We start from the raw sequence: 16,733 nt of genomic DNA, 5'->3' as shown, positions 1-16,733 counted from the left end.
ATCAAGCCTCGACCGGCGTCGGTGCCACGGTGTATCCGAGATTGGTGAGCACCTCGGTGGTGGCCTTGGCGAAGTTCAGCGTGATGAAATGCAGGCACGGCGCACCTTCGGCAATCAGCCGCTGACCGATCTCGGTGGCGATCTCGATGCCGACCTCGCGCACCGCGTCGCGGTTCGCCTCGGGATCGTTGCCCGCGGCCCGCCCCAACCGGGCCATCAGCGCGGCAGGCAACGGCCGGCCGGACAGTTCCTCGGCGCGCTGCACGGTCCGCAACGAGGTGATCGGCATCAGCTCCGGGATGATCGGCTTGTCACCCTGCACCGGATCACACGCGCTCACCCGATCGCGCAGGCGCAGGTAGTGATCGACGTCGAAGAACATCTGCGTGATCGAATACTCCGCGCCCGCACGCAGTTTCGCGCACAGGAAGCGGGTGTCGTGGTCCAGGTCCGGCGATCGGTGATGGCCCTGCGGGAAGGAGGCCACCCCGACGTGGAAATCGCCCAGCTCTCGCACCATGCGGACGAGTTCCTCGGCGTATTCGACACCCTCGGGATGCCGCTGCCACTCCCCCAGCGGATCGCCGGGCGGGTCGCCGCGCAGCACCAGCAGATTGCGGATCCCGGCGTCTGCGTAGACGCCCACGATCGAGCGCAATTCGGCGACGCTGTGCGCGACGGCGGTCAGGTGTGCGACCGTGAGCAGCGTCGTCTCCTGCGCCAGCTCCCCGGTGACCCGCGCGGTGCGGTCGCGGGTGGAGCCGCCCGCGCCGTACGTCATCGAGACGAAGGCCGGATGCATGCGCTCGAACTCACGCGCCGCGCGCCACAGTCGGGCCTCGGCCGCCGAATCGCGCGGCGGATTGAATTCCACCGAGAACGGAATGCTCCCGTCCGGGCGCGGCCCGAGACGTTCCACGACGGAGGGAGTTCCGGAAACCTGCGGCGGGCGGGGTCGGCCTGGTGTCGATCGTCCCCGTACGTTGTCGAAACTCACCGGACCAGTCTAGTGGGACGCCCCTGGCCGGGCGGGACCGTCCGCCGCGACCGGCACGAAAGCCGACGCAGTATCGTTCCCATCCAGGGACGCCGGTGCGTCCGAACCATATGCGTCAGCGTTTTCATTCGGTGCTGTCGCGGCAAGTCAACTGGGAGGTTCCGTTGTCGGCCGATACCTCGACACGTCCGGGTCCGGCAGCGGATTCGGCCGGGCTGGTCGGCGCCGTCGCCGAGGCGCTGAATCGGTTCTTCGCCACGCGCCGCGAGATCGTCGCCCAGATGGGCCCGGTCTTCATCGATGCGAGCGAGGCGCTGCAGGACTTCGTCCTGCGCGGCGGCAAACGCACCCGTCCGGCGTTCGCCTGGACGGGCTGGCTGGGCGCGGGCGGCGATCCGGACGGCCCGCAGGCCCCGGCGGTGCTACACGCGTGCGCGGCGCTGGAACTGGTGCAGGCGTGCGCGCTGATCCACGACGACATCATCGATTCCTCGCGCACCCGGCGCGGCTTCCCGACCGTGCACGTGGATTTCGAGCGGCGCCACACCGCACGCGAATGGGGCGGTGACGCAGGGCATTTCGGTATCAGCGTCGGCATTCTGATCGGCGATCTGGCCCTGGCGTGGGCCGACGACATGGTCGCCGGGGCCCGGCTCGATCCGGCCGCGCGCGCCCGGTTCACCCCGGTCTGGGCGGCCATGCGCACCGAGGTGCTCGGCGGGCAGCTGCTGGACATCCACGGCGAGGCGGGCGAGGACCATTCGGTGGAGTCGGCGATGCGGGTCAACCGGTACAAGACCGCTTCCTACACGATCGAGCGGCCGCTGCATCTGGGTGCGGCCCTGGCCGACGCGGATCCGGCCCTGATCACGGCCTATCGCACCTTCGGCACCGATATCGGCCTGGCCTTCCAGCTGCGGGACGATCTGCTCGGAGTGTTCGGCGATCCGGCGGTGACCGGTAAACCATCCGGCGACGACCTGCGCGAGGGCAAGCGCACCGTGCTGATCGCCGAGGCGCTGCGCCGCGCCGACGCCACCGACCCGGCCGCGGCCACCACGCTACGCAACCGTTTGGGCACGGATCTGACCTCGGACGAGGTGAGCAGGTTGCGCGAGATCATCACCGGGCTGGGCGCGGTCCAGGACGTGGAACGCCGGATCACCGAACTCACCGAGCGGGGCCTCGCGGCTCTGGCCGGATGTTCGGCGACGCCCGAGGCCAAGCGCCGGCTGGAGGCAATGGCCGTGGCCGCCACCCGGCGCGTCGCATGAGAACGGTCACCGGGCGCACCGATCGCGTGATCGTGGTCGGCGCGGGATTGTCGGGGTTGTCCGCGGCCCTGCACCTCACCGGCGCCGGGCGCACGGTCACCGTACTCGAGCGGGCGGATCATCCCGGCGGACGGGTCGGGGTGTATCGCGGGCCGGATTACGAGATCGATTCCGGGGCAACGGTTCTCACCGTTCCCGGCCTGATCGACGAGGCGTTGGGCGCGGTCGGGACCGACAGTGCTGCGCGGGGCCTGCGCATCAACCGGCTCGCCCCGGCCTATCGGGCGCGTTTCGCCGACGCGTCGATCATCTCGGTGTTCTCCGATCCGGAGGAGATGGCCGCCGAGGTGGCCCGCGCATGCGGGCCGGACGAGGTCGCCCGGTACCGGCGGCTGCGGGCCTGGCTGGCCCGGGTCTACGGGGCGGCCTACGACGAATTCATGGACACCAATTTCGATTCGCCGCTGGATATGCTCACCGTCGGCCGCAAGCGCGCGGCGCTGAGCGAACTGGTGCGTGCGGGCGCGTTCGGGCGGCTGGGTCCGCGGGTCGGGCGAATCCTGCGCGATGAGCGGCTGGCCCGGTTGTTCACCTTCCAGGCCCTGTACGCCGGGACGGCGCCCGGGCAGGCACTCGGCGTGTACGGGGCGATCCCGCATATGGACACCTCCCTGGGCGTGTACTTCCCCGAGGGCGGTATGCGCGCGGTGACCGCGGCCCTGGCCGGTGCGTTCACCGATGCGGGCGGACGGCTGGATTTGGGCGTCGAGGTGACCGGGATCGAGTACCGCGACGGCCGCGCACACCGGGTGCGCACCGACGCGGGGACCTACGACTGCGATGCGGTGGTACTCACCGCCGATCTGGGCGCACTGTCCCGGTTCGGGATCACCCGTCGACGTCCGCTGCGCGCCGCACCCTCCGCGGTCGTCGCGCACGGCACGATCCCGGCCGAGGTCGCGGCGCGATGGCCGGTACAGGCCCATCACACCATCGAATTCGGCCGCGCCTGGGACCGCACGTTCACCGAGATCGCCGCGCGACGCGGCCGGGGCCGGACGATGAGCGATCCGTCGCTGCTGCTGACCCGGCCCGCACTCAGCGATCCGGGACTGTTCATCGAGCGCGACGCCCGCCACGAACCCTTCTCCCTTCTGGCTCCCTGCCCGAATCTTGTTGCCGCGCCGCTGGATTGGCCTCGACTCGGGCCGGCCTACCTGCGTGAGCTGCTGGCCGTGCTGGAAGGTCGCGGCTATCACGGCATCGCCGAACATTTCACCGTCGACCATCTGGACACCCCGCGGACCTGGGCCGACCAGGGCATGATCGCCGGAACCCCGTTCTCCGCGGCCCACCTGTTCCGGCAGACCGGCCCGTTCCGCACCCGCAATCTGCCCCGTTCGGCCGAGAACGTCGTGCTGGCCGGTTGCGGAACCACGCCGGGTGTCGGAGTGCCGACCACGCTGCTGTCGGGAAAGCTGGCCGCACAGCGGATCACCGGTGGCACCGGTCCCGATGCGAGCCGATTCCCGGCCGAGCGGACCCGCCGGACCGGATCGGCGAACTCGGCGACGGGCGTCGCCGGGTGAATTACCGGCATGCCGACATACAATGCGTGCCGACCGGCGCGATAGTGTTCCCGACAGGACTATTAAACTGGCCCGCGACCTACTGACCGCGGTTCCGACCGCACGTGATTCCCGGGGGGAACGACGACCTATGCCGACCCCCGAACCGTCAACCGCCACCGCGGAACCCATCGCCACCACCGCGGCCCCGCAGCCGGAGGCCACGGTGAGGACGCACACCCTGCGCTGGTGGCTGCGTTTCGCCGGTGAATTCCTGCGCAGCCCCGAGGGGCATGCCGCGTTCCTGGGTTTCTGGGGTTCGCTCATGATCACCCTGGGCGGCCTCGGCGCGGGTGCGGTGCGCCGCAACGACCCGCTCCTGGAATCCGCGCATCTGTCCTGGTTGCGATTCGGTCACGGGTACACGCTGGCGACGATCGTGGTCTGGCTGGGCGTGCTGTCGATGATCGTGGCCTGGGTCCGGCTGGGCCGCATCACGATCGGCCTCGGCGGCGGCGTTCGCCTGATCTCCGGTCTGCGCAACGGCGCCGACCCGGACAGTCCGGTGACACTCAACGAACTGCGCGCGATCGTGGGCATCTGGATCTTCCCGCTGCTGTTCGCGGTGCCGATGTTCAGCCAGGACGTGTACTCCTACCTGGCCCAGGGCGCGCTGCTGCGGGACGGATTCGATCCGTACAAGGTGGGTCCGGTGGCCAATCCGGGCGTGCTGCTGGACAACGTGAGCCCGGTGTGGACCACCACCACCGCACCCTACGGACCGATCTTCCTGCTGCTGGGAAAGTGGATCACCACGGTCACCGGCGACAACGTCGTGGCCGGGACCTGGGCCATGCGGCTGGTGATGCTGCCCGGTCTGGCCCTGATGATGTGGGCGGTCCCGCATCTGACCAAACACCTCGGCGGTAAGCCGACGGTCGCGTTGTGGCTGGCGGTGCTCAATCCGCTGGTGTTGATCCACCTGATCGGCGGCGTGCACAACGAGATGCTGATGGTCGGCCTGATGGCCGCCGGTATCGCGCTGGTGCTCGAACGTCATCACGTCGCGGGCATCGTGGTGGTCGCGATCGGCGTGGCCATCAAGGCGACCGCGGGTGTGGCATTGCCGTTCCTGGTGTGGATCTGGATGATCCACGAGCGTGAGCGGCGGGCCGCCAAGAACGAGGGCCCGCTCCCGCATCCGATCTGGACGTTCGCCAAGATCGGCGGGCTGGGTATTTCGGTGTTCGCGGTGGTGTTCGCCGCCGCCTCGGCCGCGGCCGGGGTGGGCATCGGCTGGCTGACCGCGCTGTCGGGATCGAAGAAGATCATCAACTGGCTCTCGCTGCCGACGATCATGGCGCACATCGTCACCTGGTTCACGCCCTGGACGCTCGAACCGGTGCTGTTCTGGACCCGCTCCCTGTGCGCCGTCGCACTGGTGGTGGCCTTGATCTGGACCTGGTGGCGATTCAAGCTGACCGAGCGCGAAGCCGTGCTCGGCATTCTGATCGCCTTCGTGGCGATCGTCGTCCTGTCCCCGGCCGCGCTGCCCTGGTACTACTCGTGGCCGCTGGCGCTGGCCGCAGGCTTCGCGATGTCCACGACGACGCTCATGGTGCTGGTCGGGCTGTGCACGTGGTTGATGCTGGTGTTCGAACCCGGTGGGGCCATCGGGCTGTACAACTTCTGGTACGTCGCGGCGGCCACGTTCGCCGCGGTGGTGGCGGCGTTGTCGCTGCGCAATGTCGACCCGCTGCGATTGCGCGCGGGCTCCGGTAGACCCAGCGGCAGCATCCGACCGCCGCGATGACGACGGTCGCCGCCGCGGCGGCCTGGAGCGGGGAACTGTCCCACGCCTACCGGCACTGCCGGGACATCGCGGCCGCGCACGGCCGCACCTATTTCCTGGCGACGCGGTTGTTGTCCGCCGAGAGACGTCCGGCCGTACACGCGCTGTACGCGTTCGCGCGGACGGTGGACGATATCGTCGACCACGAGATCGCTCCGGGCACAACCGATTCCGCCGCTGCGGTGGACCGGCTGGACCGGATCGAGCAGCAACTGCGCGCCCGCCTCGACCGCCGCGGGCCGGCCGATCCGGATCCGGTGCTCGCGGCCGTCGCCGACACCATCGCCCGTTATCGGATTGCGCCGCAGCACTTCTGGGTGTTCCTCGAGGCCATGCGGATGGACGTGCCCGGCAGCGCGCGATTCCGGAACAGGTACCGCACGATGACCGAATTGCGCGACTACATGCGAGGTTCCGCGGCCGCCATCGGCCTGCAACTGTTGCCGGTCCTGGGCACGGTCGTGCCGGTGGCCGAGGCCGAACCGGCCGCGGCCGCACTCGGCGAGGCGTTCCAGCTGACCAATTTCCTGCGCGACGTCGGTGAGGATCTCGACCGCGACCGGGTGTACCTGCCGTCCACCGAACTGGCGGCCTTCGGCGTCGACGAGGATCTCCTGCGACACTGCCGCCGCACCGGCCGCACCGACCGGCGCCTACGCCGCGCCCTGACCCACCTCATCGCCACCAACCGAGCCCTCTACCGCACCGCCGCCCCGGGCATCGCTCTGCTGCACCCCCGAGTCCGCCCGGCCATCCGCACCGCCGCACTGCTCTACGCGGCCATCCTCGACGAGATCGAGCAGGCCGACCACGAAGTCTTCGCCGGCCGCGCGACCGTCCCCGGCCCGCACCGTCTTCGCGTCGCGGCAAGGCACCTCCCCGCCACACTTACCAGCCGCTGAAGCCCGCGACCATCACCCGGCTCTGCCAACCCGAGCAACACCAACACCGTTCGCGGGCCTGTCTCGCCGCTCGCAAGCTTGGCGGATGCGAGGAACGAGTACTCGACACCGGGCCGAACGGTGAGACCTCCGGAGGCCGCGAACACGCCGCAGCGAAGCGGAGACAATCCAACACCGTTCGCGGCCTGTCTCGCCGCTCGCACGCGTGGCGGATGCGAGGAACGAGTGCCCGACACGGGGCCGAACGGCGAGACCTTCAGGGCCGCGAACGGCCGGAGCGGAGCGGAGGCAATCCACGCCGTTCGCGGGCCTGTCCCGCCGGTCGAAGTGGCGGGTGCGAGCAACGAGTACCCGGCACAGGGCCGAACGGTGCGACTTCGGGGGCCGCGAACAGTCGGAGCGGAGGCCGAAGATCCAGCTTCAGAACGGGTCTGCGGCGGCCCGGCGGAGGACTTCGCGGGCGAGGGGGCCGTGGATGGCGTCGATCGGGCGGCCGGGCAGGGACGAGTCGTCGCGGTAGATCCATTCCAGGATCTCCTCGTCGGTGTATTTCGCATCACGCATGACCGTGATCAGGCCGGTCAGGTGTTTGGCGATCGCATCGTCGGAGTCGAAGAAATCCTTCGGGATGCCCGCGATGCCGTCGCGGCGGACCGCGATGATCTGGTGGTCTCGCAGCAACTGATGCACCCTGGTCACGGCCATACCCAGTTGCTCGGCCACATCGGGCAGGGCGAGCAGGGTCACCGACTCCGGCAGCACGTCGTCGCTGCATGGAAATGCGCTCACGCCGACAACGGTAGTCTGCGGTTCTCGCCTATACGATCGGTGGTGCCGCCATCGGGGTGGCACAGCGAGAGGTGAGAGCTTTGCGAAGGGCGGAGGACAGCAGGTGATCGGCCAGATGCTGGACGGGCGCTACCGCATCGATGCGCCGATCGCCCGGGGTGGCATGTCGATGGTGTTCCGTGGGGTGGACACGCGCTTGGACCGGCCGGTCGCGATCAAGGTGATGGATCCGAAGTTCGCCGGGGACCCGCAGTTCCTGAGCCGCTTCGAATTCGAGGCCCGCGCGGTGGCCAAACTCAAACACCCGGCTCTGGTGGCGGTGTACGACCAGGGCGTCGACGGCGACCACCCGTTCCTCATCATGGAACTGGTCGAGGGCGGCACCCTGCGCGAACTGCTGCGCGAGCGCGGCCCGATGCCCCCGCACGCGGTGGCCGCGGTCGCCGAGCCGGTGCTGGCCGCGATCGGGGTGGCACATCGCTCGGGACTGGTCCATCGCGACGTCAAACCCGAGAACGTACTGATCTCGGACGCCGGTGAGGTCAAGATCGCCGATTTCGGCCTGGTCCGCGCGGTGGCGGGATCGAATATGACCTCTTCGAGCGTCATCCTCGGCACCGCGGCGTACCTGTCCCCCGAACAGGTCGCCGACGGCAGCGCCGACGCGCGCAGCGACGTGTACTCCTTCGGTATCCTGATCTTCGAAATGCTGACCGGCAGAACGCCGTTCACCGGTGACACCTCGTTGTCGATCGCCTATCAGCGGGTGGAGAAGGACGTCCCGAACCCCAGCCGGTTCATCGAGGGCGTGCCACCGGAATTCGACGAGCTGGTCGCGCGCGCCACCGCCCGCGAGCCCGCACACCGATTCGCCGACGCCACCGAGATGGCCGGGGAGTTGCGGCGGATCGTGCGGGAGCTGGATCTGCCCGCCTACCGGGTCCCCGCGCCCCGTGAATCGGCCGAGCACCAATCCGCCCGTTATCGCGCGGTCGGCCCGCAAGCTCCCGCACCCGGCGAACCCGCGACGACCCGTCTGGCCGCCGAACCGGCCGCCTCACCACACACCCGGGTGCTGACCACCTCACGTTCGCGGGCCGAGCCGACGGGCTACGCGCCGCCGCCCGAACCGCGCCGGCCCTACTACCCCGAATACGACGACGACCGCAATCGTTCCCGGCGGCGGGTGATGATCTGGGCGGCGATCGTCGTGGCGCTGGCCCTGCTGCTCGGCGTCGGCGGCTGGTATCTGGGCGTCGAGCGGTATTCGGCGGTTCCGGCGATCGCGGGTATGGACAGCGCCGCGGCGACCACTGCACTGCAACAGGCCGGATTCTCCACCACACAGCGCAACAAGGCCTCGGACACCGTCCCGGTCGGCGGCGTCGTCGGCACGGATCCGTCCGCGGGGGCGCGCGTGCTGAAGGGGTCGACGGTCGCGATCCTGGTGTCCAGCGGCAAACCCCAGGTGCCGCAGTTCCACTCCGGCCAGGACGTGCAGACGGTCGAACAGGCGATCCGCGACCAAGGTCTGATTCCCGTGGACAGCGGCGAAATCGCCAGCACCGCGCCGAAAGGCTCGGTGGCGAAATTGGATCCGGCACCGGGTACGGTGCTGCCCTCGGGCGCCACGGTGAAGATGTTCCGCAGCAAGGGATCCGTTCAGGTCACCCTGCCCGATGTGAGCGGCAAGAGTGTCGACGAGGCCAGAGCGGAGCTGCAGAGTGTGGGAATCACCGTGCAGGACACCAGAACTCAATTCGATGCGCGAATGAAGGCCGATCAGGTGATCGGCACCGATCCGGCCGCGGGCACGACCGCGCTGTCGGGCAGTTCGGTGACGCTCATCGTGTCGAATTCGGTGCAGGTGCCCGACGAGGTGGGCAAGAGCGCGAGCCAGGCACGCTCGGAATTGGAGAGTCTGGGCTTCAAGGTCGTGCTGAATCAGGTGTTCAGCACCGAGCGCGGGACGGTGCGCGTGCAGACGCCGTTCGGCGGCACCAATGTGGCGCCGGGCAGCACGATCACCCTGACCGTCCTGCCGTTCTGACCGGCGCCCCGATACTCGCACCGGCCAGCAGGTGACCGGCTGATGCCGAGGCCGGTTCGCGGCCAGATCGATGGACCTGCCCGAGCGGCTCCTGCGAGCCGATCCCGACGACCTGCGACTGTTCCTCTGGTGCACAGCGGAATTCGTGAATCGAACCGGAAATGCCGCCGATCCGGTCGGTGAACGTCCGGGTGGCAGACATCCGGCCGGAGAACAGGCGCCGACCGATAACGACTTACTCAGGCAACCGCGAGCAGCGGGGCTCCGGTCTCCGGATCATTGATCGCGACAACGGCGTCGGTGGTGAACACATCCACCGAGACCCCGCCGATACTCGGGCTGATGTTCGTCGTCACCTGCGCCGAGACCGCGGCCGGATCGTAACCCCAGGAAATGTTGAAGATCAGTAGCCGACTGCCGTCGCGCAACACCACCTCCGACGGGATACCGTCCCGGTCGCGGTCGCGCAGCAACCGCAGGATGGTGCGATCGGCGGGATCGACCCGCATGACACCCGCCCCACGGAATACGACGTTCACCGCTGCTGACCCCTCGTCGCCGGCGATCAGCGCAGCATCTCGGCGACTAGGAAGGCCAGTTCCAGCGACTGCTGAGTGTTCAGGCGCGGATCACAGGCCGTCTCGTACCGATCCTCCAGATCCAGATCCGAGATGTCCTGCGCGCCACCGAGACATTCGGTGACGTTCTCCCCGGTCAGCTCGATGTGCAGGCCGCCGGGATGGGTGCCGAGCGCACGGTGCACCTCGAAGAATCCCTGCACCTCGTCCACGATCCGATCGAAGTGCCGGGTCTTGTAACCGGTCGAGGACTCGTGCGTGTTGCCGTGCATCGGATCGCACTGCCAGATCACCTGGTGGCCGGTCGCCTGCACCTTCTCGATGATCGGCGGCAGAACCTCGCGCACCTTGTGATTGCCCATCCGGGCCACCAGCGTCAACCGGCCCGGCTCGTTGTTCGGATCGAGCCGTTCGACGTACTCCACCGCCTGGTCCGGGGTGGTGCCGGGACCGATCTTGAGCCCGATCGGATTCGCCAGCAGTTCCGCGAAGGCGATATGCGCACCATCCAGCTGACGGGTGCGCTCACCGATCCACAGGAAATGCGCGGAAAGGTCGTAGAGCACCGGATCACCGGCGGCGTTGTACGCCAGCCGCAACATCGCACGCTCGTAGTCCAGCACCAGCGCCTCGTGGCTGGCATAGATCTTGGCCGCCTGCAGGCTCGGGTCCTGCACCCGGCAGGCGGTCATGAACCGCAGGCCGCGGTCGATCTCCTCGGCCAGCTGCTCGTACCGGGCACCGGCCGGGGACTGCGCGACGAAATCGCGATTCCAGTCGTGCACCTTGTGCAGGTCGGCCATGCCTGCACCGGTCAGCGCGCGCACCAGGTTCATCGCCGCGCTGGCGTTGGCGTAGGCGCGCACCAGACGCGACGGATCGTGTTCGCGCAATGCGGCATCCGCGACGATCGAGTTCACCATGTCGCCGCGATAGGACTTGAGCCCCTTGGCATCGGTATCGGCCGAACGCGGCTTGGCGTATTGCCCCGCGATGCGGGCCACCTTCACCACCGGCAGGCTCGCGCCGTAGGTCAGCACCACGGCCATCTGCAGCAGGGTGCGGATATTGCCGCGGATGTGCGGTTCGGTGTTATCGGCGAACGTCTCCGCGCAATCGCCGCCCTGCATCAGGAAGGCCTCACCGCGCGCCACCTCGGCGAGATGGGCACGCAGCTCCTCGACCTCGGCCGGAACGCAGATCGGCGGGACACTCTCCAGCACCGTGCGCATCCGCTCGGCCTGTTCGGCATCCCAGGACGGCTGCTGCAACGCGGTGCGAGCCAATGCGTCGTCGAGCCGGCGACGCATTTCCGCGGGGAGCGGAGGCAACTCCGGCAAGCGATCGATCGGTACGTCGACGGTCCAGTTCACCAGACAAGAATAGATTCGGCCGCAAACTCGTGCGAACTCGGAGGTGGGGCAGCTCGCGAACGCGCGGCGAACACGCCGTAACCTCGACCGGTGCGCTACTTCTACGACTCGGAATTCATCGAGGACGGCACCACCATCGACCTGGTCTCGATCGGCATCGTCTGCGAGGACGGACGCGAGTACTACGCGGTCTCCAGCGAATTCGATCCGGCGAAGGCGGGCCCGTGGGTGCGGCGCAACGTACTTCCCAAACTGCCCGCCCCGTCCTCTCCACTGTGGCGCACCCGCCGGCAGATCCGCGACGAGATCCACCGCTTCCTGATCCCGCGCACCGGCATCGAGCCGGAGCTGTGGGCCTGGGTCGGCGCCTACGACCACGTGGCGCTGTGCCAACTGTGGGGTTCGATGGTCGATCTGCCCGGCAACATGCCGCGCTATACGAACGAACTGCGGCAGCACTGGGAAATGGCCGGACGTCCGGCATTGCCGCCGATCCCGGCCGATGCGCACGACGCCTTGGCCGACGCCCGGCACAATCTGGCCAAATTCGAGGCGATAGAGAAAGCGCGCCGCATGTGATGCGGCGCGCTGGGTTCGGGCGGTGAATTCCCTTGGGAGGAAACGGATCTAACCGGCGATCGCTTCGGGCACCCGGTCCGCGTCGGGACGGCTGCCCGAGGGCACAGCCCTTTTCAAACTGGCCGCGTACACGTCCACGTACTCGCGCCCGGACATCCGCATCAGCTCGTACATGATCTCGTCGGTGACCGCACGCTCGACGAAACGGTTGCCGCCCATCCCTTCGTAGCGGGAGAAGTCGATCGGCTTACCGAACTTCACGTTCACCTTGCGTAGCCGCCAGCGGAACGGTCCGGGCGGGCAGACCTCGTCGGTGCCGATCAGCGCGACCGGAATCACCGGGACGCCGGTCTCCAGCGCCAGGCGCGCGACGCCGGTCTTGCCCTTGTAGAGCCGTCCGTCGGGCGAACGGGTGCCCTCCGGATACAGCCCGACCACGCGGCCCTCGTTCAGCAGTTTGCGCGCCGTGTTGAGTGCGCTCTCCGCGGCATCGGCCCCGCTGCGGTCGATCGGGTACTGACCCGAGCCCGCGAAGAACCACTTCTGCAAGCGACCCTTGATGCCCGGGGAGGTGAAGTATTCGGCCTTGGCCAGATAAGTGATCCGGCGAGGGCTCATCAATGGCGTGAACAGCCAGTCGGTGAACGACAGATGATTGCCCGCGAGTATCACCGGTCCGTCGGCCGGGATGTTCTCCACACCCTCGACCGTCGGTCGATTGAAAAGATGCATGAACGGGCCTGGGAATACATACTTCAGCAGCCAGTAGAACATTGCGTCCTTTCACCCAGTCTGATTTCCGGCTACCGGCGTCGTCGCGGGCACCACAGTCCGATGCCGACTCTACCGCCGCTTGTGAGTTGTGACCAAGTTCGCAAGATGGATTTCACACCATCGGAATGCGGTGATCAACGGCGGGCTCCGGCGCGTCCACCGGGGGCGGCCTCGCGAGCGGTCGAACGGGTGGACTTGCGTCCCGCCGAGGACGTCTTCGCGCGGTCCGCACCGGCCGTGGGCGGTCCCGCGCCCAGGGCCGTCCGAGCCAGTTCGGCGGCGCCGATCATGCCCGCGCCCTCACCCAGCTGGGTGGTGCGGATGCGGGCCAGCGGCCGATGCCGAGCGCCGGTGATCGAGGCCGCGTAGTGCTCGCGGGCCTCGTCCAGGAACAGCGGGGCCGACGAGCTCACCCCGCCCGCGATGACCACCAGATCCGGATCGAAGATATCGCTCACGAACGCCAGCCCCAGGCCCAGCCAGCGGGCGAAATCCGCCAGCACCTCGAGCGCGACCGGATCGCCGTCCTGTGCCGCGCCCGCGACCCGGCGACCGGTGAGCGAGCCCGCGTCCCGGGCCACCTCGCGCGCCAGAATCGTCGAACGGAGCGGGTCGATCGCCAGCATCTCGATCGCGGTGTCCACCAATGCCGTTCCGCTGCAGTATCTCTCCCAGCAGCCGCGTTTACCGCACGGGCAGGCGCGGCCGTTCGGGACGACCTGCAGATGCCCCAATTCCGGTGCCACGCCGAAACTCCCGCGATACAGCTCGCCGCCGACCAGCAGCGCCGCGCCGATTCCGGTGCCGATCGCCACCAGCACGCCGTTGTGCGCACCGGCCGCCGCGCCGAACCGGTATTCGGCCCACATCGCGGCATTGGCATCGTGTTCCAGGATGACCGGCAGCTCGAGCCGCTCGGACAAGCGGCTCGCGACCGGTGAATCCTGCCACGGCAGATGCGGGGCGAAGCGCACCGAAGTCCGTGTCTCGTCGACGAATCCGGCCACCGCAAGGCCGACCGCGCCGATCCGGTGCCGTCCACACAGCTCACGCACGGCACGGTCGAGCGCGTCCTCGAGTGCGCGTTCCGAATGCGGGGTCGGCGCCTGCACGGTGTCGAGCACCTCACCCGTGCCGTCCACGACCGACGCGCGAATGTTGGTGCCGCCGACATCGATTCCGACGGTCAGGGGCCGTTCCCGCCCGATGCGTGCGGTCATGCCTTGATCTGCACCGGGATCGAGATGTACCGGGGTCTGCTGTCACCCGATGTCGTCGAGCCCGCTCCCGTTGGTGATTCGGCCGCGACGGAACGAGTTTCGTCGTCATGGGTGGCGGTCGCGCGGCCGGGCACCGGAGCACCCGGGTCGAACGAGCTCCGCTCGCCGGGCGAATCGTGTTGCGACGCGGGTTCCCTCGGCACGCCACCATCGGCTGCGCGATCCGGCGGCGCGTCCGCATCGGTCGGCAGGACGGGCTCGACCGGGACACCGGCCAGCGCCTCACGCAGGACCGTCACGATGGCGGTCCCGTGCGCGGCGAGGGAGGCGACCACGTCGTGATGTTCCCCGCGCGCCAGCGCCGCCGCCGCGCACAGCGGGCACCAGTTGCATCCGGCCCATTCGGCGCCACCGTCCGCGGACGCGCGCCGCAGCACCGGTTCGACCCGCTCGAGCAGCACTTCGGCCAGCAGCCGCAGTTCCTCGGCGAGTTCACCGATATGTGCGTCGTGCTCGGCGTCGTGCGGCGGTGCGTCGTTCATCGCGGCCATACCTCGGGGTCGGGGCGAAAGCGCACGACCAGCAGGCCACCGCTCAGCTCGGCGCCGTCGACGGTGCATCGCCGCAGGACCGGGGCCAGCCGCAGCCGACGCCGGATTCCGTCCGCTCCCACGATCAAATCGTCCTCCACTCGTCCCAGCCGCAGCGTCGCCGGGTCGGCCACGGGCAACGTCAGCCGCAGCGTGTACACCGACTGCAGGCCGCTGCCCGACTCGAGTCGCACCTGCGGCCGGCCGGGGCGTGCGCTCCGGGCAGACACGTCGTCGCCCAGCATAGGGTCTGTGCCGACTCCTGCCCGATTACCGCGCGTTTCGGCCGCCAACGCCGCGAGCGGTTCCGCGCCGACGGGCTCGGCCCCGCTGTGATGGGCGATCCGCACCGCCAGATCCGGAACGCGAAGGCGCAGATCGGCGATGACGGCGAGTTGTTCGGCGCGCCGCTCGGCATACCAGCGCACCGCCGGATGTTCGGACGGCTCGGCGTCGGTCAGCGGCGGGAGCACCTTGTTCACCACTACCTCGTCCAGGCGCAGATCCAGCAGCGCCGCAGCCGAACGCACCCGCACCGATTCGGCGACCGCGACGCGTTCGGCGACGGTGATCAGCCGCATTCCCGTGCGGGACCGGTCGGCGAGCAGATCCCGCACCCGGGTGACCGCACCGGCGATCCGCTCGGCGGTCACGGCCACGATCGCCCGCCGCAGATCCCGTCCGCTCGCACTCATCGCGCGAGCGTGCGGGGGCCAGACCCGGTCCAGATAGCCGAGCAGCGAGCTCGGGCCGGTGACGATGCGCAACATGTCCGCCGTCGGCGGACAGTCGACCACGATGACGTCCCAGTCGCCCTCGTCGGCGAACCGGGCGATCTCGGTGAGCATCAGCAATTCCTGCACACCCGGCAGACCGGTCAGTTCGGCCGGGTCCAGCGACCCCAGATCCACCCCGTGCTCGTGTCCCGCCCCGCCCAGCAGGCGTACCACCTCGCGAAAGCGATCCTCCAGCAGCGCAAGGGAATCCACTTCGATGACGTCCAGTCCGGGCAGGACGGATGTCGCCCCGGCGACCGTCCCGGGCTCGTGCGGGAACCGGTGGCCCAGCGCATCGCCCAGCGAATGCGCCTGATCGAGCGAGGCAAGCAGGACGCACTCCCCCGCGGCCCGGTACGCCATCGCCGTGGCACAGGCCAGCGTCGTCTTGCCGACACCGCCCTTGCCCGCGAACAGTTCCAGCCGAGTCCCGCGCGACGCAGCCGCCGAGGACTCCTGGTCGGAGCCCGCGGGGCGAGCCGCGGACTCGGCTCGGTGATCCGCGGAGGGCGTTGATCCGGTCAGTCCTCGACCCGCTTCTTGAGTTCCTTGAGCGCGGTGTCGGTGATGACCTTCTCCGCCTTGCGTTTGAACATGCCGATCATCGGAATGGTCAGATCCACGGTCAGCTCGTAGACGACCTGGGTGGTGCCGTCGGGCTGATCGATCAGCTCGTAGGTGCCGTCCTGAGCCTTCTGCAGATCACCGCTGGAGAGTTGCCAGCTCACCGCCTTGCCGTCGGCGCGCCAGGTGTAGGACAGCACATAGGTGTCCTTGACGACGCCCGCGTCCAGCACGAACCGTGCGGTCCGGGCCCGGCCGTCGGTGAATGTGTCGAGAATTTCCACCGTACGCGCCGCCGCCACCCACTCCGGGTACGACTCCAGATCGGCGATGACGGACATCACCCGATCCGACGAAGCATCGATGATGATCGACCTCTGGGTCCGGTCGGCCATGACTGACAGCGTTTCCTTTCCGACGTACGGTGCGGGAGAACAGGATTCAGGAGGTGATCCGGCCGGCCGACGCGTGCGCCGGGGGCTCGCCGGCCGCGCGACCGGCCTCCAGGCGCGCCTTGACCTCGAACGACATCTTCTTACCGGCCACCCGGCGGGCGCGGTTGGCCGCGGCCAGGTCGCGCACGGCCGAGGCCGGTTCGGCGTGCAGGAAGTAGTGCAGGATGACCCCGTCCAGCGACGGCTCCAACCACACCTCCATGGTTCCGGTCAGCGCACCGCTCACCGTCCAGCGGATTCCCTTGTCGGCCCGGTCCTCTCGCACCTCGAGGGCGAGGTCGGGCCACCAGCGACGCCAGCGGGCGCGATCGGCGAGAACCTCGCCGACCGCACTTCCGGGGGCTGCGACGAAGGTTTGATCCGCCACCTGGATGCTGCTCATGCGCCTGAGC

Annotated in this window: 16 protein-coding genes; 6 read left to right on the top strand and 10 right to left on the bottom strand. The window is 68.9% G+C overall.

The genetic code is table 11. The annotated features are described in order from the left end of the window. Position 1: 1 nt before the first annotated feature. Positions 2-997, bottom strand: coding sequence for a methylenetetrahydrofolate reductase (locus NV1_RS16595; protein ID WP_067892161.1), 996 nt, complete (start codon positions 995-997; stop codon positions 2-4). Positions 998-1,107: 110 nt separating this feature from the next. Between NV1_RS16595 and NV1_RS16590 the strand changes: the two genes are divergently transcribed. The 4 genes from NV1_RS16590 (at position 1,108) to NV1_RS16575 (ending at position 6,593) form a co-directional block, all read left to right on the top strand. Next, positions 1,108-2,271, top strand: coding sequence for a polyprenyl synthetase family protein (locus NV1_RS16590; protein WP_084525445.1), 1,164 nt, complete (start codon positions 1,108-1,110; stop codon positions 2,269-2,271). Then, positions 2,268-3,860: a phytoene desaturase family protein gene (crtI, locus tag NV1_RS16585; protein WP_067892256.1), complete on the top strand. Its 1,593-nt coding sequence runs from the start codon at positions 2,268-2,270 to the stop codon at positions 3,858-3,860. The genes NV1_RS16590 and crtI overlap by 4 nt, the downstream gene beginning before the upstream one ends. Before the next feature lie 130 nt (positions 3,861-3,990). Next, on the top strand, positions 3,991-5,652 hold the full coding sequence (locus NV1_RS16580; protein WP_084525444.1) for an alpha-(1->6)-mannopyranosyltransferase A: 1,662 nt from the start codon (positions 3,991-3,993) through the stop codon (positions 5,650-5,652). Further along, a complete protein-coding gene (locus tag NV1_RS16575) occupies positions 5,649-6,593 on the top strand; it encodes a phytoene/squalene synthase family protein (protein WP_067892159.1) in 945 nt (314 codons plus the stop codon). The genes NV1_RS16580 and NV1_RS16575 overlap by 4 nt, the downstream gene beginning before the upstream one ends. Before the next feature lie 420 nt (positions 6,594-7,013). On the opposite strand, the gene NV1_RS16570 is transcribed toward NV1_RS16575, so the two are convergent. Then, on the bottom strand, positions 7,014-7,382 hold the full coding sequence (locus NV1_RS16570) for an Rv2175c family DNA-binding protein (RefSeq protein WP_067892157.1): 369 nt from the start codon (positions 7,380-7,382) through the stop codon (positions 7,014-7,016). 115 nt (positions 7,383-7,497) lie between these two features. Here NV1_RS16570 and pknB point away from each other — a divergent pair, with 115 nt between their 5' ends. Then, positions 7,498-9,432 carry a Stk1 family PASTA domain-containing Ser/Thr kinase gene (gene pknB, locus NV1_RS16565; RefSeq protein WP_067892250.1) on the top strand — a complete coding sequence of 645 codons (1,935 nt, stop codon included), beginning with the start codon at positions 7,498-7,500 and terminating at the stop codon, positions 9,430-9,432. Between the two features lie 239 nt (positions 9,433-9,671). Here the strand turns inward: pknB and NV1_RS16555 are convergent, their stop codons facing one another. Then, positions 9,672-9,971 carry a hypothetical protein gene (locus tag NV1_RS16555; protein WP_067892152.1) on the bottom strand — a complete coding sequence of 100 codons (300 nt, stop codon included), beginning with the start codon at positions 9,969-9,971 and terminating at the stop codon, positions 9,672-9,674. A 26-nt stretch (positions 9,972-9,997) separates the two neighbouring features. Then, positions 9,998-11,383, bottom strand: a complete 1,386-nt coding sequence (locus NV1_RS16550; protein WP_067892150.1) for a class II 3-deoxy-7-phosphoheptulonate synthase — start codon at positions 11,381-11,383, stop codon at positions 9,998-10,000. 90 nt (positions 11,384-11,473) lie between these two features. Here NV1_RS16550 and NV1_RS16545 point away from each other — a divergent pair, with 90 nt between their 5' ends. Next, a complete protein-coding gene (locus NV1_RS16545; protein WP_067892148.1) occupies positions 11,474-11,962 on the top strand; it encodes a polyadenylate-specific 3'-exoribonuclease AS in 489 nt (162 codons plus the stop codon). Positions 11,963-12,010: 48 nt separating this feature from the next. Here NV1_RS16545 and NV1_RS16540 read toward each other — a convergent pair whose 3' ends face one another. The 6 genes from NV1_RS16540 to NV1_RS16515 form a co-directional block, all read right to left on the bottom strand. After that, entirely contained in the window at positions 12,011-12,736 is a 726-nt protein-coding gene (locus NV1_RS16540) for a lysophospholipid acyltransferase family protein (RefSeq protein WP_067892146.1), read from the bottom strand. A 134-nt stretch (positions 12,737-12,870) separates the two neighbouring features. Next, positions 12,871-13,956, bottom strand: coding sequence for an ROK family protein (locus NV1_RS16535; protein WP_084525443.1), 1,086 nt, complete (start codon positions 13,954-13,956; stop codon positions 12,871-12,873). Next, on the bottom strand, positions 13,953-14,498 hold the full coding sequence (locus tag NV1_RS44940) for a hypothetical protein (protein WP_174557453.1): 546 nt from the start codon (positions 14,496-14,498) through the stop codon (positions 13,953-13,955). The genes NV1_RS16535 and NV1_RS44940 overlap by 4 nt, the downstream gene beginning before the upstream one ends. After that, positions 14,495-15,739 carry an ArsA family ATPase gene (locus tag NV1_RS16525; protein WP_084525442.1) on the bottom strand — a complete coding sequence of 415 codons (1,245 nt, stop codon included), beginning with the start codon at positions 15,737-15,739 and terminating at the stop codon, positions 14,495-14,497. The genes NV1_RS44940 and NV1_RS16525 overlap by 4 nt, the downstream gene beginning before the upstream one ends. 104 nt (positions 15,740-15,843) lie before the next feature. Further along, a complete protein-coding gene (locus tag NV1_RS16520) occupies positions 15,844-16,281 on the bottom strand; it encodes an SRPBCC family protein (RefSeq protein WP_067892141.1) in 438 nt (145 codons plus the stop codon). A 46-nt stretch (positions 16,282-16,327) separates the two neighbouring features. Beyond that, positions 16,328-16,723 (bottom strand): polyketide cyclase / dehydrase and lipid transport, encoded by a 396-nt coding sequence (locus tag NV1_RS16515; RefSeq protein ID WP_067892139.1) that lies wholly within the window; start codon positions 16,721-16,723, stop codon positions 16,328-16,330. Between the last annotated feature and the right edge of the window lie 10 nt (positions 16,724-16,733).

The organism is Nocardia vaccinii NBRC 15922 (genome assembly GCF_001613305.1).
Lineage (GTDB): Bacteria > Actinomycetota > Actinomycetes > Mycobacteriales > Mycobacteriaceae > Nocardia > Nocardia vaccinii.
Note: the sequence above shows the minus strand (reverse complement) of the source record. Positions and strands in the feature narration are given on the sequence as shown.